At 65.5% G+C, this 22,476-nt stretch carries 22 protein-coding genes; 8 read left to right on the forward strand and 14 right to left on the reverse strand.

Features of this window, described 5'->3' with window-relative positions; translation table 11 throughout:
- Window positions 1-133: 133 nt before the first annotated feature.
- Window positions 134-1,015, forward strand: a complete 882-nt coding sequence (locus LDO29_RS03890; protein WP_224078480.1) for a pirin family protein — start codon at window positions 134-136, stop codon at window positions 1,013-1,015.
- Between the two features lie 97 nt (window positions 1,016-1,112).
- On the forward strand, window positions 1,113-1,790 hold the full coding sequence (locus tag LDO29_RS03895; RefSeq protein WP_224078481.1) for a hydrolase: 678 nt from the start codon (window positions 1,113-1,115) through the stop codon (window positions 1,788-1,790).
- A 56-nt stretch (window positions 1,791-1,846) separates the two neighbouring features.
- Here LDO29_RS03895 and LDO29_RS03900 read toward each other — a convergent pair whose 3' ends face one another.
- The 11 genes from LDO29_RS03900 to LDO29_RS03950 form a co-directional block, all read right to left on the reverse strand.
- Window positions 1,847-2,302: a nuclear transport factor 2 family protein gene (locus LDO29_RS03900; RefSeq protein ID WP_224078482.1), complete on the reverse strand. Its 456-nt coding sequence runs from the start codon at window positions 2,300-2,302 to the stop codon at window positions 1,847-1,849.
- Window positions 2,303-2,376: 74 nt separating this feature from the next.
- Window positions 2,377-3,633: a DUF1329 domain-containing protein gene (locus tag LDO29_RS03905; RefSeq protein ID WP_224078483.1), complete on the reverse strand. Its 1,257-nt coding sequence runs from the start codon at window positions 3,631-3,633 to the stop codon at window positions 2,377-2,379.
- 14 nt (window positions 3,634-3,647) lie between these two features.
- Window positions 3,648-5,231, reverse strand: coding sequence for a DUF1302 family protein (locus tag LDO29_RS03910; protein ID WP_224078484.1), 1,584 nt, complete (start codon window positions 5,229-5,231; stop codon window positions 3,648-3,650).
- Window positions 5,232-5,279: 48 nt separating this feature from the next.
- Complete coding sequence (locus tag LDO29_RS03915) at window positions 5,280-7,673, reverse strand: efflux RND transporter permease subunit (protein WP_224078485.1); 2,394 nt, start codon at window positions 7,671-7,673, stop codon at window positions 5,280-5,282.
- A 29-nt stretch (window positions 7,674-7,702) separates the two neighbouring features.
- Complete coding sequence (locus tag LDO29_RS03920) at window positions 7,703-8,665, reverse strand: WD40/YVTN/BNR-like repeat-containing protein (RefSeq protein WP_224078486.1); 963 nt, start codon at window positions 8,663-8,665, stop codon at window positions 7,703-7,705.
- A gap of 372 nt (window positions 8,666-9,037) precedes the next feature.
- Window positions 9,038-9,385 (reverse strand): YciI family protein, encoded by a 348-nt coding sequence (locus tag LDO29_RS03925; RefSeq protein WP_224078487.1) that lies wholly within the window; start codon window positions 9,383-9,385, stop codon window positions 9,038-9,040.
- Between the two features lie 28 nt (window positions 9,386-9,413).
- Window positions 9,414-10,472, reverse strand: a complete 1,059-nt coding sequence (locus LDO29_RS03930) for a maleylacetate reductase (RefSeq protein WP_224078488.1) — start codon at window positions 10,470-10,472, stop codon at window positions 9,414-9,416.
- 16 nt (window positions 10,473-10,488) lie between these two features.
- Window positions 10,489-11,148 (reverse strand): alpha/beta hydrolase, encoded by a 660-nt coding sequence (locus LDO29_RS03935; protein WP_224078489.1) that lies wholly within the window; start codon window positions 11,146-11,148, stop codon window positions 10,489-10,491.
- An 88-nt stretch (window positions 11,149-11,236) separates the two neighbouring features.
- Window positions 11,237-12,196: a VOC family protein gene (locus LDO29_RS03940; RefSeq protein ID WP_224078490.1), complete on the reverse strand. Its 960-nt coding sequence runs from the start codon at window positions 12,194-12,196 to the stop codon at window positions 11,237-11,239.
- A gap of 71 nt (window positions 12,197-12,267) precedes the next feature.
- Entirely contained in the window at window positions 12,268-13,047 is a 780-nt protein-coding gene (locus LDO29_RS03945) for a citryl-CoA lyase (protein WP_224078491.1), read from the reverse strand.
- Window positions 13,047-14,543 (reverse strand): class I adenylate-forming enzyme family protein, encoded by a 1,497-nt coding sequence (locus tag LDO29_RS03950; protein ID WP_224078492.1) that lies wholly within the window; start codon window positions 14,541-14,543, stop codon window positions 13,047-13,049. Before LDO29_RS03950 ends, LDO29_RS03945 begins: the two co-directional genes overlap by 1 nt.
- Before the next feature lie 182 nt (window positions 14,544-14,725).
- Here LDO29_RS03950 and LDO29_RS03955 point away from each other — a divergent pair, with 182 nt between their 5' ends.
- A complete protein-coding gene (locus LDO29_RS03955) occupies window positions 14,726-15,496 on the forward strand; it encodes a GntR family transcriptional regulator (RefSeq protein ID WP_224078493.1) in 771 nt (256 codons plus the stop codon).
- A 211-nt stretch (window positions 15,497-15,707) separates the two neighbouring features.
- Complete coding sequence (locus LDO29_RS03960; protein WP_224078494.1) at window positions 15,708-17,105, forward strand: alginate export family protein; 1,398 nt, start codon at window positions 15,708-15,710, stop codon at window positions 17,103-17,105.
- A 91-nt stretch (window positions 17,106-17,196) separates the two neighbouring features.
- Here LDO29_RS03960 and LDO29_RS03965 read toward each other — a convergent pair whose 3' ends face one another.
- Window positions 17,197-17,790: a ParB-like protein gene (locus tag LDO29_RS03965; RefSeq protein WP_224078495.1), complete on the reverse strand. Its 594-nt coding sequence runs from the start codon at window positions 17,788-17,790 to the stop codon at window positions 17,197-17,199.
- 77 nt (window positions 17,791-17,867) lie between these two features.
- Entirely contained in the window at window positions 17,868-18,395 is a 528-nt protein-coding gene (locus tag LDO29_RS03970) for a BON domain-containing protein (protein WP_224078496.1), read from the reverse strand.
- Between the two features lie 336 nt (window positions 18,396-18,731).
- On the opposite strand from LDO29_RS03970, the gene LDO29_RS03975 reads away from it, so the two are divergent.
- The 4 genes from LDO29_RS03975 (at window position 18,732) to LDO29_RS03990 (ending at window position 21,096) form a co-directional block, all read left to right on the forward strand.
- The gene (locus LDO29_RS03975) at window positions 18,732-19,589 is read left to right on the forward strand and encodes an SDR family oxidoreductase (protein ID WP_224078497.1); all 858 of its coding nucleotides are present in this window, start codon (window positions 18,732-18,734) and stop codon (window positions 19,587-19,589) included.
- 73 nt (window positions 19,590-19,662) lie between these two features.
- On the forward strand, window positions 19,663-20,076 hold the full coding sequence (locus tag LDO29_RS03980) for a hypothetical protein (protein WP_224078498.1): 414 nt from the start codon (window positions 19,663-19,665) through the stop codon (window positions 20,074-20,076).
- On the forward strand, window positions 20,045-20,698 hold the full coding sequence (locus tag LDO29_RS03985) for a ParB/Srx family N-terminal domain-containing protein (RefSeq protein WP_224078499.1): 654 nt from the start codon (window positions 20,045-20,047) through the stop codon (window positions 20,696-20,698). The genes LDO29_RS03980 and LDO29_RS03985 overlap by 32 nt, the downstream gene beginning before the upstream one ends.
- Before the next feature lie 167 nt (window positions 20,699-20,865).
- Window positions 20,866-21,096 carry a DUF2188 domain-containing protein gene (locus LDO29_RS03990; RefSeq protein ID WP_224078500.1) on the forward strand — a complete coding sequence of 77 codons (231 nt, stop codon included), beginning with the start codon at window positions 20,866-20,868 and terminating at the stop codon, window positions 21,094-21,096.
- Window positions 21,097-21,124: 28 nt separating this feature from the next.
- On the opposite strand, the gene LDO29_RS03995 is transcribed toward LDO29_RS03990, so the two are convergent.
- Window positions 21,125-22,231 carry a flavodoxin family protein gene (locus LDO29_RS03995; protein ID WP_224078501.1) on the reverse strand — a complete coding sequence of 369 codons (1,107 nt, stop codon included), beginning with the start codon at window positions 22,229-22,231 and terminating at the stop codon, window positions 21,125-21,127.
- Window positions 22,232-22,476 lie beyond the last annotated feature (245 nt).

Below are 22,476 nucleotides of genomic sequence, written 5' to 3' on the forward strand. Positions count from 1 at the left end.
CGGTGCCAATCCTATCGTCCTGTTGATAGAACTCTGATAACGGATTTAGGGGTCTACAACCCGATTCGTCCCAGTTCTATGCTTTCTCCATCGACCCGGCACCGCCGGTCAACGATTCAGACAGGAGATGGCAATGAAGAGAATCCTGGGCGTCTACAGCGCACCGCGTCCCCACTGGGTGGGTGACGGCTTCCCGGTCCGTTCGATGTTTTCCTACCAGAGCCATGGCAAGCAGCTCAGCCCGTTCCTGCTGCTGGACTACGCCGGCCCGGCCGACTTCACGCCGACCAGCCAGCCCCGCGGCGTGGGCGTGCATCCGCACCGCGGCTTCGAGACCGTGACCATCGTCTACAAGGGCGAAGTCGCGCACCGTGACTCGACCGGCCAGGGCGGCGTGATCGGCCCCGGCGACGTGCAGTGGATGACGGCCGGAGCCGGCATCCTGCATGAAGAGTTCCACTCGAAGGCGTTCTCCGAAACCGGCGGCCCGCTCGAGATGGTGCAGCTATGGGTGAACCTGCCGGCGCGCGACAAGATGGCGAAGCCTGGCTACCAGGCCATTACCAGCCAGGACATTCCTGCCGTGGAGTTGCCTGGCGGCACCGGCACCGTGCGCGTGATCGCTGGAGAGTTCGACGGCCATGCCGGCCCGGCGCACACCTTCACACCGCTGCATGTCTGGGATATGCGCCTGAACCAGGGCCGCATCGCCGAACTGCCGGTGCCGGAAGGCTGGAACACCGCGCTGATCGTGCTGCGCGGCACCGTGCGGGTCAATGGCAGCACCGTTGCCGGCGAAGCGCAGATGGTGCTGCTGGACCGCGCCGGCGAAGGCACCTGTGTCGAGGCCAGCACGGACGCCACGGTACTCCTGCTGGCCGGCGAGCCGATCGACGAACCGATCGCCGGCTACGGCCCGTTCGTGATGAACACCGAACAGGAGATCGCGCAGGCGCTGAGCGACCTCAACAGCGGGCGCTTCGCCGACATTGCCCGGCAACCTGCCAACGCCTAGATTCAGTGGACTGCGTCCACACCCTGCCACCTGCCGCCGCCCGGCGGCAGGTTCAACAGCCGGTGCTTCGGCACCAACCGTTCCAAGGAGATACACCATGAGCACCCCTGCCAACTTCAACGGCAAGCGCCCTGTCATCGACCCCGCCGATACGGCCATGCTGCTGATCGACCACCAGAGCGGCCTGTTCCAGACCGTGGGCGACATGCCGATGCCGGAACTGCGCCAGCGCGCCGCCGCGCTCGCCAAGATGGCCACGCTGAGCAAGCTGCCCGTCATCACGACCGCCTCGGTGCCGCAAGGCCCGAACGGCCCACTGATCCCCGAGATCCACGAGAACGCCCCGCACGCGAAGTACGTCGCACGCAAGGGCGAGATCAACGCCTGGGACAACCCCGAGTTCGTCGCCGCGGTCGAGGCCACGGGCAAGAAGACGCTGATCATTGCCGGCACCATCACCAGCGTCTGCATGGCCTTCCCGGCCATCAGCGCGGTGGCCGACGGCTACAAGGTCTTTGCCGTGGTCGATGCCTCGGGCACGTACTCGAAGATGGCCCAGGAAATCACGCTGGCGCGCGTGGTGCAGGCCGGCGTAGTGCCAATGGATACGGCAGCCGTCGCCTCCGAACTGCAGCGCACCTGGCACCGCGATGACGCGCAGCAATGGGCCGAGGTCTACACGAAGATCTTCCCGGCTTATCAGCTGCTGATCGAAAGCTACATGAAGGCGCAGGCTGTGCAGAAGGACGGTGAGGTACTGGACTCGGCACGCTAACCGGTAACAGCGGCATGGCCTTTGCGGCCATGCCGCAAAGGCCATGCCGCAATGCATCAGTTGCGCGAGCCGGCAGCCATCCGGCGCTGCAGCCATGGATACCCCTCGGTATCGTTGTCGCCGTAGTCCGGATCCAGATACACATAGCAGCGCTGGATACGAAAGTCCCGGATCTCGAAAACATCGCACCAGTGGCCCGCATGGGTGACGCCCGCCCGCCACGCCTGCCCCGATTTCATGGTGCCGCTGGAGGTACCCTCCACCACGACCATGTCGCCCTGCTGGATGATGTTGGCATGCGCGATATCGTGGCTCACCGATTCCAGGATGCCCATCAAGTCCCGGAACAGCGATTCGATCTGCGCGCGTCCCCTGGCTATCCCCCACTTCGGGAAATAGAACGCCGCGTGCTCGTCGAACAGTTCCGCGACGCTCTCGCCTCGGTCCATGCGCCGGAAGTACTCCAGTGCGATTGCCTTGCGCTGCTCGTCGGTCATCGGTCTGGTTTCCATGGTGCCTGCTTCCCCTCAACGCTTCTTTTCAAAAAAAGAGGGCACACCGGCAAGGCGCCGGCGCGCCCTGTGCCTCACTTGGCGATGGATTCCAGCGCGCTGTAGCTCAGGTCGGTCTCCTTGATCTTCGCTTCATTGAGCTTGTAGCCGCGGAAGAGGTAGATCGAGGCATGGCGGGCCTTGAAGTCGATGATGTCGCCCTGGATGGACGAGGAATACTTCGTGCCGTCCTCGCCCACCGACGGCGTCATATGGAAGTTGATGAATTTCCAGAACTCGCCCTTCTTGTCATAGGCTTCGCCCATGTAAATGCGTGGATAGTTCACATCCATATAGACCACCTTCTTGCCGTAGGGGTGCTCCGCAGGCGGCGTTCCCTCGATCACCCAGACCTCGCGCGGCTGCCACGTCTGCACCGGATTCCAGTACGGCGGGTTGCTCAGGTCCACCGTCTTCCACTCTTCCGGCGTCCCTTTCTTCGACGGGTTGTAGCCCAGCTTCGCGTCCGAGATCGCCAGGATCCAGCGGCGCCCCACCAGCTTGACCTTCGGATACCACGAGGGCCTGGCATTCCACACATAGATATCGTCGTTCAGCACGTCCAGGCCGCCCACCGGATCCATCCACGCGCCCCCGGACAAACGGCGGGTCCGGCGGGCCGACTTGATGTACGCCCAGCTGTCCTCCAGCTTCGGGCTGTCATAGCGGATAGTGAAGGTGCCGACCCCCTTGATGTCCTCCGGCGCCGTCGCCACGAACAGTGTCTTGCTGAGGATGCCGCCATCGCCCAGCACCGGCTTGTCGCCGCTGATCCGGCCCTTCATGTAGTACCGCTCGAACAGCCAGTCCTGCGTCGACTCCAGGCCCTTGTCGCCGCTGATCATCAAGAAGGTCGCCTTGTTGTTGATGACGTCGCCCTCCGGCGAGGCGTAGTAGAAGTTCCAGATCAGCTTGTCGCCAGCAAAGGGATCGTTCTGGCTCACCTCAGGGAAGGGGATGCCAGCCACCCAGCCGGTCACTTCGCGGGTCTTCTCGTCGAACTGCGCCTTGCCCGCGTTCTTCTTCGTAGCGTCGATGTACTTCGGGTCGAGCTGCACGGGCTTGGCATGGCCCAGGGGAATCTTCAGGCCCGTATTGCGGATCTGCCATTCCAGCTTGTCCGTCAGCAGGCTCGCGATGGTGTGGCCGTCGAACGTATCGTTCTTGACCTTGTCGATATTGGCCTTGTCGATCACGGTACCGGCTGGCAATTCTGCCGCACCGGCTGCAGTGATGGCGGCGCCCAATGCGGCAATTGCGCAGAGCGCGAGGGTCTTCCTGATGGGATGCATGCTTTGTCTCCTGCTTAGAATTGTCGCGTCAGGCGAGCGACGAATTGGTCATTGTTGGCAAACGATCCGAACAGTCCGGTCGAGTTTTCGATCTGGCCGGGCTGCCGCTTGTGCTTCGAGAAAAAGAGATCGGCCTCCAGCACCAGTCTCCAGTGGTTCCCATAGACGAACTCCACGCTGGGGATTAGGAAGCCGCCGCCGCCCTGCAGCGAAGCGCCCGCCGCCAGCTGGGGATTGATCTTGTCGTTCTTGTAGTTCAGGCCAAGGATGACGGTGGCGATGGTCGAGTGCTGGCTCGCCGCCCTGCCGTAGCCGACCATGTTGACGATGTCATCCGAACGCTTGTAGTTCTGGATCCACTTGTCGAACACCTGAACCGAGAAGAACGACGGCCTGCTGGTACCGAGAAACTTCGTCAGGTTCAGGTTCTTGTCGATACGGACCATGGTCGTGACCAGGTCCTTCTTGACGATCCCGCCGAACCCGGGCAGTGCGCCGCCGAAGAAATTGGTGCCGACGTTGTACGGCGCATTGCGCGTATAGACCAGTTCCGTGCTCAGTACAGAATCGATCGCCGGCACATAGCCGCTGACCGTGGCGCCGAACAGGTCGATCTTGGGGAAGATGAAATCCCCGAGCGTGCCGGTCGGCGTGGACCCCGAGGGCGCGAACGCCGAATTGACGACAGGGTCGTTGTTGAAGGTCTTCAGGTAGGCAAGCGAGTAGTTGACCGGGCCGGCGATCCCTTCCCAGCGCACACCCCCGGTCATGTCAGTGACGTTCGCGCCGGGCGCGCGATAGTTGTAGTTCAGGGCGCCCGGGGCCAGGAAGTCCACGCCCTTGTAGGGCTGCCCCGCCCAGCGGCCGCCATACAGGTCGTAGCTGTTGCCCACGTCGCGCAGGCGGTCGATGCCAGGCCGGAACAGCAGTTGCAGGCTGCCATCGGCCTCCGGCACATCGACCTTGGCCTTGACCAGGAAGAGCGGCTTGCGCAGTTCGTCGCCCTCGCGCTCCAGGAAGGACCGCCAGCGATAGTCGAAGCCATTGACGAGGTCGAGCGCGCGGAAGAAGTCCGTCTCGCCCCACACTACCTGCTGCTTGCCGATGCGGAAACTCAGGCGATCCGTCGGCGAGAAGTCGGCGTAGTACTCGCGCAGCTCGGCCTGGTTGTACTGGTCCATCAACTGGCTGCCGGGCCCGCCCGGCGAGTTCTGCCGGTTGAGGTTCTCCAGGTCGCGCAGATAGGAGGTCTTGTACTCCTGGTCCGCGCGCCCGATCACCTTCCAGGCAATCGGACCCGTCTTCGCGTCTGCATCCAGCAGCAGCGAGCCACGCACCATCGAAGGCGAGAACCTGTCGTTCTTGCTGGTCTCCGGCGGGTCCTGCAGGTTGAACGACGTCCATGCACGGGCGTACCCGCCCAGGTGAAAGCTGTAGTTCTCCGGGTTCGTGCCGCTGTCGCCGCGCGTATCCGTGCCCACTGCGGCGGGTTCGTCCGCTTGTGCCGCACGGACACCGGCTGATCCCGCCAGGCAGGCAAACACCAGGCCTGCCGCGCCGGATTTCCGGCCCACGTCGTACCATTGGCTCAGTTTCATTGTCTCCTCCATCCAATATCGGTTTTTTTCTGTGCATCGAATCAGGATCTACGCTTCCGGGATCGCACGGATGGGGACGTCCCCGACACTGTCCGCTTCAAGCTTTTCCGCTGTCTTGACGATGAATGCCGGCCGGAACACCAGCACCATGGCCGGCATGATGAACAGCGCGCTGATCGCCGACACGAACAGCCAGATGGCCATCAGCACACCCATGTCCGCCTGGAACCTCAGCGACGACGCGCACCAGAGCACCACGCTGGTGGTAAGCGTCAGGGCCGTCACCATCACGCCGCGTCCGGCGCCGTGCAGCGAAGCAATGGTTGCCGCCGTCAGGTCCTTGCCCTCGGCCAGCTTTTCCTTGATGCCATCCACGATGTAGAAGGCGTAATCGACCCCCAGGCCGATGCCCAGCGCGGCCACCGGCAGCGTGCTGAGGTTCATGCCAATGCCCTTCCACGCCATGTAGCTGAAGGTGATGGTGTTGGAGAGAATCACCGGCACCATGAAGAAGATGCCTGCCGTCATCGAGCGGTAGGCGACCGCGCAGCACACCACCAGCACCAGCAAGGCGAGCGCGATGCTCTCGATCTGCCCGGCCAGGATCACTTCGTTGACGGCCGCCAGCACGCCGACCAGGCCACCTGCCAGGCGGTAGGTGCCTTCCGCCAGCGGATGGGCATCGACATAGGCCTTGAGCCTTGCCATGGCCGTGCGGATGCTGTCGCCGCGGTGGTCGCGGAAGAAGAAGGTTACCGATGCATCCTTCGATTGAATGTCCGTGAAGCGAGCCATGTCGCCCGGATCGGAGCCGGACACAAACATGTACATCAGCTCCCCGTTCTCCTCCGCGGTACGGCCGGGCTCGAGGTAGCGCGGGTTGTTCTCGTTCAACACCCGCCGCACCATCGGAATGACGTCGGCAATCGACATGCTGCCGCCGATTTCGGGCTGCGCTGCCATGTAGCGCTGCAGTCCGGCCATACTCTCCAGCACGTGCGGCGACTTCACCGCGTTCGGCTTGGTCCCCGAAAACACCGCATAGAGGCGATCGGCGCCCTGGAACTGCTGGTTGATGGCTGCCGCGTCTCGGTTGTAGGCAGAGTCCTGCCACAGGATGGGCGAACCCGGCTGCGCATCTCCGACCTGGATGCGGCTGGCATACCACGCGGATACGCCGAAAACGGCAACGGTTGCGGTCAGCACCGCGTAGCGCCACCGCGTCGTGGCCGTGCGTACGCAGAGGTCCAGGATGCGATCCAGGTAGCGGCCGAGATCCAGACCATGGGCGTAGCCGCGCGGGTAACGTACCCAGGAAAGCAGGACCGGCGTCATCACGCAGGCGCTGATCGCAATGGTCATGACCCATACCGTGCCGATGATCGAAACCTTGTGCATCAGCGGGATGGGGGTCAGCACCACCACGATCATGCAGCCAGCATCGGCAATCACCCCCAGCATGCCCGGCTTGAAGAGCTGCAACATGCTGGCCTTCGCTGCTGCCCGGGTGGTGAGGGCGCCCGCGGCGAGTTCCTCGTCGAAGCGCGACACCAACTGCACGGCGTGCGAAATGGCCCGCGCCGTAATCAGGAACGCGATGACGATCACCAACGGATCAAGGTTGAAGCCCAGCAGGCGCGCCGTGCCCAGCGCCCAGGCCGCACTGCCGACGCCTGCCAGCAGTGGCAGCAGCGTGCCGCGCCAGGTACGGGCAATGAGGAACAGCAGCAGCACCAAGCAGCCGATGGTGAACAGGAAGATCTGCAGCGTCTCCGGCAGGAAGTGCTTGACCCAGCCGTAAAGGATCGGCTCGCCGGTCACACGTACGCGCACGCCGTCGCCGCGCGCCGAATCGGCGATCGACATCACCTGCGGGAAGATCTTGTTGTAGTCGGCCGCGTTCTCATAGAAATCGACCGTCACCAGTGCCGACTTGAGGTCGCGCGAGACATAGGCGCCATAGACCAGCGGATTGTTCAGGACCGCCTGTTTCAGCTTGTCGATCCCGGCCTGGTCCTGCGGCACATCGGGCCACATCAGGGGGTTGGAGTCGATGGCATCGGTGGAGCCACGTATCTCCTTGAGCTTGCGCGAAGCCAGGGAAACGATCTGGAACTGGTTGGCGCCATCCACTTGCTGCAAGGCCGTCGTGACCTGCTTGATCTTGCTCAGGAACGGCGTAGTGAAGATATCCTCACGCTCGGCTTCCAGCACGATGCTGACCACGTTCGACCCGCCAAATGCATGCTTGTACTGCTCATGCACCTGGATATACGGGTGGCTGCGCGGCAGCAGATCTTCAAAGACCGTCCTGACCTCTACCTTCGTCGCCACCAGCAGCATCGCGGCTGTCACGAGGAAGAAGATCCCCGCAACCCAGGCGCGTCGGTCAATGCAGGTCTCGACAAAGCGTTCGAGCCTGCTTCCCAGCATTCTTTTCATGTCTTCCTCCAGATACCCTGTTTGGTGCCTTACAGCGCGTTTGCGTCTTTGGCGCCCAGCCGCGATCCGGCAACGTAGTACTTGCCGTTCTGCGCCCGCACCCTGGTGTACCAGCCGCGATCCTCGGCAGCGAGGCGCGTCAGCCGCCATTTGCCGGCGTCGCCACCCACCAGCACCACGCCTTTGTCGCCGACCGCGATCCACCGCTTGCCGTCCCAGGTCACGTCGAACAGGTCTTCATCGGTCGCCTTGTCCGCCGGCTTCCATGTCGCACCACCGTCGTCACTGACCAGCACGGTGCCCCGCAGCCCGACCGCCACTGCCTGGCCGGCCTCGTTGAAGCGCACGGACATCAGGCTGTGCTTGACGGGGCTCGCGACGCTGGTCCAGCTTTCCCCGGCGTCTGCGGTGATGCGGATGCGCCCGAATTCGCCCACGACGCATCCGCGTCGGCCCTGGAAGTCGATGCCGTTCCAGGCGGTGTCCTCGCCCTCTGCCGCCGATTCCCAGCGCTTCCCGTAGTCGCGTGAACGCATCAGTACGCCGCCGCTGCCAACCGCCCAGGCGCTTCCGTCCTGGCTGACCTGCACGCGCATCAGCTTGTTGCTGATGGCGGATTTGGGCGTTTGCGCTGCCGTCCAGGTAAGCCCCGCATCATCCGTGGTGAGGACCACGCCCTCGTTGCCGACCGTGACGGCACGGCGGCCGTCCCATGCGGCGACGTCCTGCAGGGTTTCATGAGCGGGTGTCCCCTGCCTGCGCCAGCTGGTGCCGGCATCGGCGCTGTACAGGATCTTGCCGTTGGAACCGACCGCCCAGAGTCCGCCGTCAGGCAGCGGGGCGATGCCATAGAAGACATCGCCGCGCTCGACGAGCGGCTGTTCCACGGCGCTTCCAACCGGTTTGGGCTTGACGAACAGACCTGCATAGAGCAGCCCCCCGATAATGAGGAGCGGCATGCCGGACAGGATGATGCGTTTGATTCGTTCCATGATTCACTGCTTCATCGTGAAGAATTCGACGGAAGAAAACCGTCGCAGCTGGCATGCGAACCGATCTCAAGGCGAGCGTCGCCCTGCCGGCCAGCAGCACATTTGCTTCGGGCGCACGCCACCCTGCAGGGTGGCACTGCGTCTTTTCTGCTTGACTTGGCGATAGCCTGCAGGCGTTGCCGCTCGCGCGCGGCCAGGGCATGCCCGCGTGAAAGCGCTAGGCGGGATCAGGTGCCGGTACGGCTACCGCCGGAATGGTTGGCATGAACATGACGTCTCCTGTGGATGCGCGGTACGAGCAAGGCACCGGCATCTCAATTCGTTTTATGTTGGTGGTCCTTGCGGGACCTTTCGTGCCGGCGGGTGCGTGCCTCAGCCAGCCGTCGCACGACTTGCCGCTTCCATAGCCCTCTCGAGCTCCTCATGCAAGATACGCGGATTCGGATGCGGAGCGAACTGGATCAGGCGTTCCACCTCCACGCGCTCCAGCAAGCCGGCGCGGTTGTAGGGCTCGTTGGCAATGAATGCGTCCGCCTCCGTCTTCTCCGCGCAGTCGAGGACGAGGAACAGGCCACGGGGAAGCTGGTCTTCCCCGCACAAGGCGCCCGCGCAGACGACGCCAGGAAGCGCCGAGATGACATAGCGGATATGGTCGGGCCGGATCTTCAGCCGCGATTTCCCGACGCCAGCGCGGAAATAGGCGCGCACGACATATGACATGGTGACTCCTTCGTTCTGTGCGCGGATATCAGGCTGGCGCCTGGCCCTCATAGGCGCGTTGCAGCAGTGCGCGGATCGCCTCACGCTCGATCGGGCGCGGATTGGGATACGGGCTGGCCACCACCAGGTCTGCCGCCCGGTCCAGCCCGTCAGCCGGCATGCCGATTTCGCGCAGAGAGCGCGGCGCGCCGAGTGCCTCGCCCAGCTGCCGCATTCCCGCGGGCGCATCATCCCGCCCCAGCGCGCGAGCGATGCGCGTCATGGCTTGCGGCGCCGACGCCGCGTTGTAGGCCAGCGCGTAAGGCAGGATGACGGTGTGGACTTCCGCATGCGGCAGGTTGAAGCTGCCGCCCAGCGTATGGCAGAGCTTGTGGTGCACACCCATCTGCAGATTGCCGAGTACGGTGCCGCACAGCCATGCGCCATACAGCGCGTCGCCGCGGGCGTCCAGGTCTTGCGGCGTTTCGCGCAGGCGCGGCAGCGCCGTGGCCAGGGCCCTGATGCCCTCTTCCGCCATCAGGCTGAAAACCGGGTTGCCGTCCGGTGCGTACAACGCTTCCGCGGCATGCGCCATGGCGTTCATGCCGCTGGTCATGCTAAGCGTGGCCGGCAGGGTGAGCGTCAGCTCGGGGTCATAGACCACTGTCCGCGGCAAGACGCGCCAGTCCCGCCCGGCCTTCTTGTTCGCCGCTTCGGTGATGCCATACAACGGCGTCATCTCCGAGCCGGCATAGGTCGTCGGCACGGCGATGATCGGCAGGCCAGACTCCAGCGCAATGGCTTTCGCCAGGCCGATGGTGGAACCGCCACCCACAGCAAGACAGCCGTCCACGCCGAGTTCCGCCGCAGCGGCCACCGCTGCCCGCGCGACGTCGGCGGGCACATGCATCACGGCCTTGCTGTACACGCCAACCGACCGGTCGCCCAGCAGTTCGGCCACCTGATGGCCGAGCGTGGCCTGCTCGGGGGTGGTCAGGACAAGCACCCGCCTGATCCCCAGATGTTCGAGTTCACGCGGCAGTGACCGGCGTGCCCCGGGACCAAAGACTACGCGGGATGCGCGCGTTTCGTGGACAAACGGCTCCATGCTGACAGCTCCAATATCAATCTGCTTGCGGTGCGCAATGCGCCAATGCAACGTTTGCGAAGGCAACCTCGGTATCACGGATCGCGTGCTCGCATCCCGGCTCCACCACCAGCCTGACGTCCGCCCCCGCGGTACGGAACAACCGGGCGGATTCCTGCACGCTGTCCAGCGGCACATGCGGGTCCGCGGCGCAGGTGGAAAGCAGCACCGGCATGTCCCGCAGGTGCCTGGGAATGGTTTGCCTGGGCATTCCCGGCGGTCCGATCAGGCCGCCCGTGAACGCGACCAGTGCGCCATAGCGCCGGTCCTGGCGCCAGACGAACTCGCTGCAAAGGCAGGCGCCCTGCGAAAAGCCGACCAGCACCTGGGACTCGTAGGGAAAGCCCAACGCCAGCAACTCGCGGGACAATGCCTCCAGGCGCTCCAGGGCCTGCGAGAGTCGCGGCTCGTTCCGTGACACCGGTTCGATGAAGCGCTCGGGATACCAGGTGTTGTCCGCCGCCGCAGGCGCGAACCAGGCGATGTCGGGCCGCCCGCTGCGGTCTACGATCATCTCCTTCATCAGTGCGGGAGACTGGCCGCGGCCATGCACCAGGATTGCCGCCATGGCGGCGTCCCTTGGCGGCGCGCCGAAGACAGTCACCGGCATGCGCAGGTGTGGGTTGCGTTCTGACATATGATTCCAGCCGTATCAGGCATGCGCGCGGGCCACGGCACAGTGCTGGCCGCCGCCCGCTACGGGCTATGGGTATGGGCGATGGGGGTCAGTACTTCAGCGTTTCCAGCGAACGCAGGATGCTCTCGCGCTGGCTGGCAAACTGCGGCGCGATCTGCACCTCCGCGCCGAGCGTCTCGTAGGGCTCGTCGATGAGGAACGCCTGGGGCTTGGACACCGTGGCCTCGAACAAGGCCCCGCTCGGCGTGCGCACGTAGATCGACTCGAAGTAGCCGCGGTCCTTGCGCTCCGAGGTATCGGTGAAGCCCAAGCCCTCGAGCCTGCGCTTGAAAAAGTCCTGCGCGGCATGGTCCTCGACCTGGAAGGCACAGTGGTGGACCGTGCCGGAGCCATAGGTCCAGCTTGCCTGCGGCATGGCGGTTTCCAGCGCATAGTCCACGAACTTGCCCGAGCCGCCTTCTCCGAACGCATAACGCGCGTACTTGCCGTCGCGCGCCACTTCACGCGCTGACCAGCCGGCACCCATGAATTCCTGCGACGATTCCATCTCGCGCACATTCACCGCGATGGTGTGCAGGCCGCGGATCGCCAGTTCGGCAGGCACTTCGCCGTTGGAGTACGGCTTGCGGGCATCATCGGCGATGCCGATCAGCTCGTATTCGATGCCACAGGGATGCGCGAATGCCAGGACCTGCTCGCCGAACCGCTCGGAGCGGCGGACCTCGAAGCCGTGGTCGCGCAGGCGTTTCTCCCAGAAAGGGATGGCGGACACCGGCACCGATAGCGCCAGGCTGCCGATCTGACCCGTGCCGCGCGTTCCCTTGCGCCCGAAATGCGCCACCGGGAAGCAGGTGATCAGCGTACTTTCTTCGCCGACATCGTTGCCGTAGTAAAGGTGGTAGAAGGGCGTGCCGCCGTCGTAGATCAAGGTCTTCTTGACGCTCTTGAGCGACAGCACCTTGGTGTGGAAGTCATAGTCTTCCTGGGCGGTGCCGACGCTCAGCGTGATGTGGTGATGGCGCTGAATGGATGGGGTGGCTTGGGTCATGATTGTCTCCAATGGTTTGTTGTGCCGCAGTGGCGCGATGCCCGACGCGGGCCTCGCACCGTCGTTCTGGCTCAGGCTGGCGCGCGCGTGCCCGTCATGGCGTCATCAACGAGGCTCCAGATGAATCGGCCGGATGGGTCGCGCTGTTCTTCGGCGATATGCGCGATCAGTCCGGCAGCCCGGCTCAGCACGGCGAATCCGCGCATCAGCGCCGCGGGAATGCCGATATCCCCGAGGATCGCGGCAATCGCGCCGGTGGCATTGATGGTGATGTGGCGTCCCGCAGCCGCGTCCACTTCGGTGGCAAGCAATGCCAGCGCAGCGCATCGTTGACCGTAGGTGCCAAGTTCGCGCGCCAGGCCCAGCAGCCTGATCGCGCGCGGATCGTCCGGCCGGTGCAGGTGATGGCCGAACCCCGGCACGGCGCGGCGGCTGGCGCGGAATTCGCCGGCAATGCGTTTCGCTTCGGCAGCGCCGTCTTCACCCGCATCCACGATGCGGTCGAGCACGGCCGCGGCCGGCTCCATGGTTCCCACAAACTGGCTGGCAACGGCAAGCAGGCCTGCGGCCACGCCGGCCTGCAGGTTTTCCGGCGAACTGGCGTAGATCATGCGCGAAGCAATCGCGCTGGGCGTCATGCCGTGCTCCATCAGCGTGACCAGCACGGCTTCGACGATCTGGCGCTCGGCCGCAGACGGCGCCCTGCCGAACGTCTGCTTCATGAAGACGTCGACAAAGCTTGCGCGCCCGAGCAGGTCCGCCACGAGATCGTCTTCGCCGTAGTAGACCGCCTGTTCCGTGTAGTGGCACAGCTTCGAGGCGGGTGTGGCCTTTGCGTCGGTAGTCGCCATCAGTGGCTCCGGTGATTCAGGATAATGTCCCGCACGGCCGGCTTCAGTACCTTGCCGACGGCACTGCGCGGAAGCGCCTCGAAGAGATGAACGTGCTTGGGTGTCTTGACAGAGCCCAGTTCGCGCTTGACGAGCGCGATCAGGTCATCGGTATCGACGCTCATGCCGGGACGCACCTGTACCGCGGCATGCACGGCCTCGCCCCACTTGGCATCCGGCACGCCGACGACGGAGCAGTCGGCAACGGCCGGGTGCGCCGACAGCACCACCTCGACATCGCTCGGATACACGTTGAACCCGCCGGTGATGATCACGTCGCGAATGCGGTCACGCAGGAAGAGATAACCGCGGTCGTCCAGGACGCCGGCATCCCCGGTGCGCAGCCAGCCATCGACCAGGGTCTTGCGCGTCTCGTCCTCTGCCTTCAGGTAGCCGCTCATCACGAGGTCGCCGCGCACGGCGATTTCGCCTTCCTCACCGGCTGGCAGCGGCCGGCCTTCCTTGTCGACGATGGCGACGCGGGTCAGGAGCGACGGTCGCCCCACCGAGGCCAAGTTTTCCCCGGCCATTTCGGCCGGCGACAGAAAGGTAATGATCTGCGGCGCTTCGGTCTGGCCGAACGACGTGCACAGAACCTGACCGAAGACCGATTGGGCGTCGCGAATCTGCTCGGGGCGCATCGGCGCGCCGCCGTAGACCAGGTAGCGCAAGGCCTTCAGCGGACGGGCCGTGCGGCGCTGTTCTTCCACCAATGCCAGGATCAGCGTGGGCGGCGCGAAGAACAGGGTCGCGTGGTGCTGGTCCGCGGTATCCAGCAATGCCGGCGCTTTGTTGTACGCCGGGAAGATCAGCGCGCCACCAACACCGAGCAACGGCAGCATATACGTCGAAGTGCCATGCGTGATCGGCGCGGCCACCAGGTAGCGGTCGTCCGGTGTCAGGGCCAGCTCGTGGATCTGCGTGGCGATATTGGTGTTCCACGCACGCAGTGGCTGGATCACGCCCTTGGGCACCCCGGTGGTGCCGCCCGTGAACTTGATGGCCTGCGCCTCGGCGAGGTCTATTCCGTGGCGCGAATACGGTCCCATCATGACGCTCGATGTGTCACCAGCATGGCGCTCAAGCACATCCAGCGTATGCAGGCTCGGGGAGATGCCAGCCAGCCGTGCGGCCATATCGTGGTCGGCCAGCACAAGCGACGGCTCCGCAAACTCCACGATGCGCCGCAACTCCGGATCGCCGTTGCGTGGATTGAGCGGCACCCACACCTTGCCGGCGGCCAGGATGGCAAGGATGGCCACCAGATGATCGACCGAATTCGCCGCCCCCACGCAAACCCGGCTGCGCGGTTCGGGATCTATTGCCGTCAGCGCGGCCGCCCGCCTCAGTACGACGGCAGCCAGTTCGCCAAAGGTCAGATTGCCCGTGGGACTGATGATTGCGGCCCGGTCTTGGTGCCGGCGTGCTGCTCGCCACAGGAAGTCGATGGGGTACATGCTCAGTGATCTCCGAATATCGAGAAGTCGTGCGATGCGAACGGAAACAAGCACCAGACAGTCACCGCTGCGACGACTGAACTATAGGACTTTGTTCGAACATTCGAATATTAGTAAAAACCCTGCCGCCTGCGCTATGATTTGCGCTGTTACCGGAACGCGGCGCTTGCGCGGCAAACCCCATGGAAAACGAGATTGACGTGTACCCTCCCTCGCTTGCGACCACGCCCCCCAGGCACCTGGACCTGGCCCGGACGCTGATGCAAGAGATCGTCAATGGCCGGCCGCGCGTCGGCGAGTTGCTCCCGACCGAGGCGGAGTTGGGCGAACAGTGGAACCTGAGCCGCTACGCCGTGCGGCAGGCCATTCAGAAGTTGACCAATCTCGGCATGGTCAGCCGGCAGGCCGGCGTGGGCACGCGGGTGATCTCGGACCGGCCGCGCGAACGCTACATGCAAGTCATGGATTCGCCGGCCGACCTGGTCGGCTATGCCAAGGGCACGACGCTGCGAATGTCTTCTTGCGAGCGGATCCAGGCGGACCCGGTTCAGGCCAGACTGCTGCGCAGCAACGTGGGCGCCGAATGGCTGCATATCGCGGGGATCCGGTATGGGGCAGACGCCAAGCACGAACCTATCGCCCTGGTCGACATTTATGTCGACCAGGCCTACAGCAAGCTGCCGGAACTCGGCGAAGTCCTGAGCGTTCCGGTCTATACGATGATCGAGAAGGAATATGGCATCAAGGTGACCCGCGTCGAGCAGGAACTGCAGGGACTGTTGATCGCTGGCACGCAGGCCGAACAGCTGCAGGTGGAAGACGGGTCTGCCGGACTGCGCATCGTCCGCACGTATTTTCTCCGCGACAAGGTCATTGCCGTAACCACGGGCGTCCATCCGGCAAGCCGCTTCAGCTACTCCATGACCTATCAGTTGACCCAGGACGTCAGGTAGCCGTTGAACCGGAAAGCAGGCCGGATGACAGGCGTGCCCGGAGGCGCTCACCGCTTGCATTGCCCGGACGGCATGCCTATGTTTGCCTGAAGGGTTCGCGCAAGACAGGGAACCCTGGCGCGAGAGTGCCGCCCGCCGCCGCTCTTCGGGGCACGGCGATATCCCGGATTCCCAAACTCACCAGAACAACCAGAACACAGCAGGAACTCCCTTGGCCAAGTACTTCGCTCCTGCGCTCGCCTTGTCCGCCCTTTCAAGCATCGCGCTGGCGCAGGGACCGGATCCGGTTGCCGCCCCCGCCTACCAGTTCCTGCGCTACAACGAGGACTACCGCTACCTTCAGGATCCCGCCCGGCACGGCGACCTCTGGGACCCCATCAAGTACATTCCCCTGGGCACCCCCGACCTCTACCTCAGCCTTGGCGGCGAGATCCGCGAGCGCTTCGAGGACTACTCGGAACCGAACTTCGGCGTACCAGGCCCGAAGGCCGACGGCTACCTGCTGCACCGCATCCTGCTGCATGGCGACCTGCACGCCGGCGAGCGCCTGCGCGCCTTTGTCCAGCTAGGCAACCACCTGGCGCCCGGCAAGGACGTGGCACTGCCGCCCTACGAAGACCGGTTCGACCTGCAGCAGGCCTTTGTCGATGCGCGCCTGCCGGTGAGCGGCAATGCCGCCGCCGATCCGAACCTGCGCATAGGCCGGCAGGAAATGGCGTTCGGCGCCCAGCGCCTGGTGTCCGTGCGCGACGCACCGAACGTGCGCCGCGCATTCGATGGCGTGCGCCTGGGCGGCGCGGCGGGCGATGTCCGCATGGATGCCTTCGCCACGCGGCCGGTGCTGCTCAAGGCCGGCAATTTCGACGACCAGCCCAACCATGCCCAGGGCTTCTGGGGCCTGTACACGACCTTCGCGCACAGCTTCGTCCCCGCTTCCGGACTGGACCTCTACTACCTGGGCTTCGAGAACAACCGCGCCCTCTACAGCGTCGGCCCCGGCGTGGAGCGGCGCCACTCCGTGGGCGGCCGCGTGTTCGGTGGCCATGGCCGCTGGGACTGGGACTGGGAGGCGCTCGCGCAGTTCGGCAGCTTCGGGCAGCAGGACCTGTTCGCGTGGGGCGTGTCCACGGACACGGGCTATACCCTCGCCGTGGCAGGCTGGGACGTGCGCGCCGGTCTGAAGGCCACGGCCGGCAGCGGCGACCACGACCCGCGCGACGGCAAGCTTGGCACGTACGGCGGGCTGTTCCCCAAGCTGGCGTACTTCAACCAGGCTGGCCTGCTGGGCGCCTCGAACGTGCTCGACCTGCAGCCCTCCCTGACGCTAAAGCCGGCGGCGCGGCTGCGCCTGACGCTTTCGTGGGACCTGATCTGGCGCCAGACCACCAACGATGCGGTCTACACCGCCGCGGCCGTGCCCATTGCCGGCACGGCCGGCCAGCCCGGCCGCTACACCGGCAGCCAGCTCGCCTTCGACATGTTCTGGCAGGCCGACCGCCACATCGCGGTCAACGCCGGTTTGGTCCACGTGGACGTGGCGCCCGTGCTGAGCGCCGTGGGCGGGCGCAATACCGTCTTCACCTACGTCTCGGCCGCCTACACGTTCTGACCGGCGCCCGCCAGTTGCAGGACAGCATCCGCTGAACAGTGGCAACGCGCTCCATATGGCGTGAAGGCCGATCGCGGGGACAACCGTCCGTCTAACACGGCCCGGCGTCGATATAGCCAGGAAGCTTGCGCGCCTTCGCGCTTCGGGCCAGACGCACCGCCCGCACCAGCGCCGCCGCAAAACCCTCGGGCGTATCGAGCGGACCGTCGATATGCCGGCGGAAGAAGTCGGCCCACTTGAAATCGGGATACGCCTGCCGGACCTTCAGATAGCCGCCCGCCAACTGGACGAACGCCTCCAGGCTGCGGTACGGGTCGTCGCGCATGTCATGGACCGACGCGGGCAATTCGTTCAGCGGCCGGAGGCGTCCATGCTCGTCATAGGGGTGGACCATGTGCCGGTCCACCATCCAGCGCCAGAACCCGTGCCCGTCCAGGCGGCTGAGGTCCGTGCGGACAATGGCCGGCACGTGCGTCAGGCCGAGGTCGTGCCATGCGCGCACCCAATGGTGGTGATCCACGACATACAGCGCCTGCTCCGGTCCGATGACGACATGCACACGATGCCTGTCGAGGAATGCCGCCCGCCGGGCCGGCGGCACGCGGCGGGTCACGTGCATTTTCTGGGCGACATGGTAGGCGCCCACCGTGATCTGGGTCGGATGCAGGGCGTCGAGCGGCACCATCAGCTTGCTGCCGCGGCGAAGTGTCCTGGGCTCCCGCATGCGCGAAGGGCGCGGCGACAGTGCCGCCGCGCGGTGGCTCAGCTCTTGTTCAGCGTACGCTCCGGCGAGGTGTCGGAGCCTTCGAAGTGCCCCGCGACCGGGCCCGCGCGGACGGTGCCATCGTTGCGCTGCACGCGCAGGCGGTTCTCGACCTCGGTCACGCCGAATACGGCTTCGGAGATCTCCTCGATGACGTATTTCTCGCGCCGTTCATGGACGGTGCCTTCCAGCATGACCACGCCGTCGGACACCTCGACCGAGACATCCGATACGTCGACATACGGGTTCATCGCGAGCCGTTCGCACACGTCCTCGCGGACACGTTCATCGGGGCGGCGATAGCCCTTGGGGCCCACCGGGCGCCGCGCTGCCCCGGAAAACGCCGGGCTGCGTCCGCGATAGCCGGGATCGTCCGGATAGACGCGCTGGCCGCCGCTGAACGACTGGCCCCAGTCCTCGGAGCCGCTGCCACGGTTTTCATCGTACGCAGGCCGGCCCCGTCCCGGCTGCGCGTGCCGCGGGAAGTCGCCGCTGCCGCCGCCGCGGCCCTTGCGGAAGTTGAACATGTCTGCCTCCTTGCAGTCCTGGCCCGTCAGGCATTGACGCGGTGGACCCGCCACGCGGTCAATGCCGCACGCGGCCGCATCGAGTACCCGGGCGCCGCAAGAACCGTGCCCCGGCCTGCAGCGGCGCCTGTGCGATCCGGCGCGCGGCCTGTGCGATCTGGCGCGCGAATACAGGCGGGCATATCGTTCAACGCCGCAGCCCGCAACGGTAAGGATTTCCAGGCCGGTGTAAGGCTTACGGCCTTCCGGCGCGACTGCCGCGCGGTGGCGCACGCGCGGCGCGAGGCATGAAACTTGCGCGACACGGATCCAGACGACACCTCCGGGAGCACGCCCATGTCTACCCCGAAAGCGGTTCCGCCGCAGCACCAGGAACGGCAGCCGGGCCTGGAAAGCCCGATGCACCCGAAACCCGACAGCGGCGCCGGCAACTACGTCGGCAGCGGCCGACTGGCCGGCAAGGTCGCGCTGGTGACCGGCGGAGACAGCGGCATCGGCCGCGCCGTCGCCGTGGCTTTCGCGCGCGAGGGCGCGGATGTGGCCATCGCCTACCTGAACGAACACGGCGACGCGCGCGAGACCGTCAGGCTGGTGGAAGACGCCGGCCGCAAGTGCGTGCCACTGGCCGGCGACCTGGCGGATGCCAGCCACGCCGAGGCCGTTGCCGCGCGCGTGGTCGACGCCTATGGCCGCCTGGACATCCTGGTCAACAACGCCGCCGAGCAGCACCCCAAGCCTTCACTGGAAGAGGTGGAGGCCGGTCAGGTCGAGGCCACGTTCCGCACCAATGTCTTCGCCATGTTCCACCTCACGCGCGCGCTCCTGCCGCACCTGAAAAAGGGGGCGGCCATCCTGAACACGACGTCCGTCACGGCCTACCGGGGCAGCCCCCACCTGCTCGACTACTCGGCCACCAAGGGTGCCATCGTGTCGTTCACCCGTTCGCTGGCGCTGCAGGTGGTCAAGCGCGGCATCCGCGTCAATGGTGTGGCGCCCGGGCCGATCTGGACACCGCTGATCCCGTCCACCTTCACCGCAGAAGAAGTGGCGGAGTTCGGCAAGAAGACGCCGATGGGCCGCCCCGGACAGCCGTTCGAGGTGGCGGCGGGCTTCGTGTTCCTCGCGTCCGACGCGGCCAGCTACATCACCGGGCAGATCCTGCACATCAACGGTGGCGAGGTGGTGAACGGCTAGTGCCTAGTGCCTAGTGCCGCGGCAATGCGCCGCCGGATGCGGACAGATCATCGATTGCAGCAGGAGAGCAGCCATGTCACCGATCATATTCGGACGGTTCGACACCGTCGCCCGCGCGGAAGACGCCGCGCGCGCCCTGTACGCGCGCGGCTTTTCTGTCTGGGACGTTTCAGTCATCTCGGTCGCGCAGCAGGGCGGACAGGGAGGCAGGCAGCCGTGCGTGGTGCTTGCCGCCTGCGTGCGAAGGGGAAATGCCACTGTCGCGGCCGACGTGCTGCGCGAAGCCGGCGCGCAGGACCTGGAGCGCACGCAAGGCCAGTGGGAAAGCGGACGGTGGACCGACTTCGACCCCGCCGTGCATGGCGGGCGCCAGGATGCGGCGCAGCCGCTGGCCCGCGAGGCGGTGGACTGCGAAAGCACCGGCAACGAAGACCCGGGCAGCGAACTGGAGCACTATGTCGACCGTCAGCGTGCCAGCCGCGATTAGGCGCCGCGGCAAGGCCATTGCCGAGATGGCCCGCCTGCGCCCGACCCAGCTTACGCTCGGCTACATCCACATGCGGCACAAGATGATGGTGACACGCCGGCACCAGGACATGGGCGACCGGGCGGCGCTGCGCCGCTTCCTGCGCCGCCACCGCGTCAAGACCGTCGTCGGGCCCGGCGGCTCACTGTTCATCGTCGATCATCACCTCTGGGCGCGGGCCTGGTCCGAGCTTGGATACCGGCGGGTACCGGTCCGCATCCTGCACGACCTGAGCGGGCTCAGCCCGTCCGACTTCTGGAAGCGCATGCGCGCGCTCGGGCATGTGCATCCCTACGACGAACTGGGCAGCCGCCTTGGCGTGGAAGCGCTGCCTGCCACCGTGATGGGCATGCGCGACGACCCGTACCGCAGCCTTGCGGCGTTCGCGCGCCAGTCGGGCGCGTACCGCAAACCCGGCAATGCCGACGGCGACTTCCGCTGGGCCGGCTTCCTGCGCGACCGCATCGAGGAGGACACGGGCACGATCGGCGGCTTTGCGCTGGCGCTGACGCAGGCTATCCGCCTTGCGCGTACCAGCGCCGCGCGTCGCCTGCCGGGCTACTGCGGTGCCGCCAGGCGGTAGCGTGCCCTGCCTCCGGACGCACCCAGCAGGCCCGCGCCGTGACACGAAGACCACGCGGCATGCCGTTATTCGCTTCCGATGACGTCAAAGTAGGACGCCGACCGACGGCAACGGGGGGGCCCTGCCATGTAGAACACAGGCATGGGTTCGCCAAGGAGGTGTCTTCCATGTCCAGCCGAAATTGTTCCATCCAGGTCTTCCAGACGGAAGCCGGCCAGTGGTCCGTCCGATCGGATGAGCCGGGCGCCGGCCACGTTGACTATCCGTCGCTGGGCGCTGCCATCGCTGCGGGCGTCCACATGGCCATGGCCGAAGGTGCCTTGCTGACGATTCATGCCGTCAACGATGCGAAGAGCGAGATCGACTTCGCCGGCTGCAGCATGCCGCAGACGGCCTGACGGAAGGGCGCCGTCCCGCCGCTCCGGCTCACTTGGGGCGAGGCTGGTTCAGATCACCGCCCACCGCCGGCAACTTCCCCTCGCGGCGCAGCATGACCGCCTGCGCCACGGCCGCGCCCACGTTCTCCACTTCGCGTTGCACGGCGGTGTCCTCATCGAGCGCGCGGTGGGAGGTCGCATAGGGCGTGTAGTAGCCAATAAAGCGGTCCAGCTGCGCGTAAGGCCCGGCGTCGATCAGGCCCATCCAGCCGAGCCAGTCGCCCAATGCGCGGCGCACGCCTTCAACGCCGGCCACGTCGCCGTGGACCACCAGCCCGTAGACCCGCCCGGCGAGATGCTTGGGATAGTCCCAGCCCTTCAGTTCGAGCGCCTTCGCCTCCGCTACGGTCTTCCCGTGCGTGCTGCTCGGGTCCGGATTGCCGCCATCGGCGCAGACCAGCCGGTCCATCATCAGCTTGAGCGGGCTGGCCGCCTGGTACCAGTAGGTCGGCGTCACGATCAACACGCCATGTGCCGCCACCCACCTCGGGTAGATCTCGTTCATCCAGTCATTGACCTGGCCAAGTGCATGGTTCGGATAGCAGCTGCAAGGCCAGTGACACAGGGGCATGGCGGTGGAAACGCAGCCCTTGCACGGGTGGATATGCCGGTCCGGGTCGGATGCGAGCAGGCTCAGGTCGAGCGTATCGACGGTGATCCCCCTGGCCTCCATGCGCGAGCTCGCGAGCGTCGCGAGCCGCCAGGACTTGGACACCTCGCCCGGACACGTGAAGTCGTTGCGCGAGGCGCAGATCACGACCAGCACGCGGGGCGTCGCATTGGGGTCATCGTGCCGGCGCGCGGCGTCCTGTATGGCGTCGCGCGCCCTCCGCCATTCGACGGAGATGTCGTAGTCGGGGTCCGCGGCGCCCGCGCCCGCTTTCTCGGTGACGGGCGCCTTGCGGCCCTGGCAGTATGCATCCCAGGCGATCGCCTCAAGGCGGTCGATCGCGGCATCCTCCTTGCGGAAGGCCGGGTCATAGTACCTGGCGCGAAAGCGCGCGCGGAACGCCTCGCGGGACATGAATTCGACGACCTGCCCCTTGCGTATGTCGTTCGCTGCGTGACGATGGTCACCGTATTCGCCTCGGTTCATCGATAACTCCGGCTGTGAGTGTGGCCGGGCCCGATATCAGCCGAACGGACCCATGCGTCATGACGTCTCCGCAAGTTCCGTACCGCCACACGCCGGATCCGCGTGCGATAGAGCGCCGGGTGCTTCTCATAAAGCTGCGCGTCGAAATAGACCATGCCTGTCGCAAACGGCTCGTCTTCACGACGCACGCTTCGTAAGGCCCAATGGAAATTGCGGTTCTCCGTAGAAAGATTTACCGCCTGTAC

The sequence above is a fragment of the Cupriavidus laharis genome (assembly GCF_914271435.1).
Taxonomy (GTDB): domain Bacteria; phylum Pseudomonadota; class Gammaproteobacteria; order Burkholderiales; family Burkholderiaceae; genus Cupriavidus; species Cupriavidus laharis.

Excerpts from the sequence above, each read along its gene's own strand:
- LDO29_RS03980 (WP_224078498.1), top strand. The coding sequence starts at position 19,663 with ATGTCACCGATCATATTCGGACGGTTCGACACCGTCGCCCGCGCGGAA.
- LDO29_RS03995 (WP_224078501.1), bottom strand. The coding sequence starts at position 22,231 with ATGAACCGAGGCGAATACGGTGACCATCGTCACGCAGCGAACGACATA.
- LDO29_RS03895 (WP_224078481.1), top strand. The coding sequence starts at position 1,113 with ATGAGCACCCCTGCCAACTTCAACGGCAAGCGCCCTGTCATCGACCCC.
- LDO29_RS03985 (WP_224078499.1), top strand. The coding sequence starts at position 20,045 with ATGTCGACCGTCAGCGTGCCAGCCGCGATTAGGCGCCGCGGCAAGGCC.
- LDO29_RS03935 (WP_224078489.1), bottom strand. The coding sequence starts at position 11,148 with ATGTCAGAACGCAACCCACACCTGCGCATGCCGGTGACTGTCTTCGGC.
- LDO29_RS03890 (WP_224078480.1), top strand. The coding sequence starts at position 134 with ATGAAGAGAATCCTGGGCGTCTACAGCGCACCGCGTCCCCACTGGGTG.
- LDO29_RS03945 (WP_224078491.1), bottom strand. The coding sequence starts at position 13,047 with ATGGCGACTACCGACGCAAAGGCCACACCCGCCTCGAAGCTGTGCCAC.
- LDO29_RS03970 (WP_224078496.1), bottom strand. The coding sequence starts at position 18,395 with ATGTTCAACTTCCGCAAGGGCCGCGGCGGCGGCAGCGGCGACTTCCCG.
- LDO29_RS03910 (WP_224078484.1), bottom strand. The coding sequence starts at position 5,231 with ATGAAACTGAGCCAATGGTACGACGTGGGCCGGAAATCCGGCGCGGCA.
- LDO29_RS03940 (WP_224078490.1), bottom strand. The coding sequence starts at position 12,196 with ATGACCCAAGCCACCCCATCCATTCAGCGCCATCACCACATCACGCTG.
- LDO29_RS03950 (WP_224078492.1), bottom strand. The coding sequence starts at position 14,543 with ATGTACCCCATCGACTTCCTGTGGCGAGCAGCACGCCGGCACCAAGAC.
- LDO29_RS03975 (WP_224078497.1), top strand. The coding sequence starts at position 18,732 with ATGTCTACCCCGAAAGCGGTTCCGCCGCAGCACCAGGAACGGCAGCCG.
- LDO29_RS03920 (WP_224078486.1), bottom strand. The coding sequence starts at position 8,665 with ATGGAACGAATCAAACGCATCATCCTGTCCGGCATGCCGCTCCTCATT.
- LDO29_RS03930 (WP_224078488.1), bottom strand. The coding sequence starts at position 10,472 with ATGGAGCCGTTTGTCCACGAAACGCGCGCATCCCGCGTAGTCTTTGGT.
- LDO29_RS03990 (WP_224078500.1), top strand. The coding sequence starts at position 20,866 with ATGTCCAGCCGAAATTGTTCCATCCAGGTCTTCCAGACGGAAGCCGGC.
- LDO29_RS03965 (WP_224078495.1), bottom strand. The coding sequence starts at position 17,790 with ATGGTGCCGCTCGACGCCCTGCATCCGACCCAGATCACGGTGGGCGCC.
- LDO29_RS03900 (WP_224078482.1), bottom strand. The coding sequence starts at position 2,302 with ATGGAAACCAGACCGATGACCGACGAGCAGCGCAAGGCAATCGCACTG.
- LDO29_RS03955 (WP_224078493.1), top strand. The coding sequence starts at position 14,726 with ATGGAAAACGAGATTGACGTGTACCCTCCCTCGCTTGCGACCACGCCC.
- LDO29_RS03925 (WP_224078487.1), bottom strand. The coding sequence starts at position 9,385 with ATGTCATATGTCGTGCGCGCCTATTTCCGCGCTGGCGTCGGGAAATCG.
- LDO29_RS03905 (WP_224078483.1), bottom strand. The coding sequence starts at position 3,633 with ATGCATCCCATCAGGAAGACCCTCGCGCTCTGCGCAATTGCCGCATTG.
- LDO29_RS03915 (WP_224078485.1), bottom strand. The coding sequence starts at position 7,673 with ATGAAAAGAATGCTGGGAAGCAGGCTCGAACGCTTTGTCGAGACCTGC.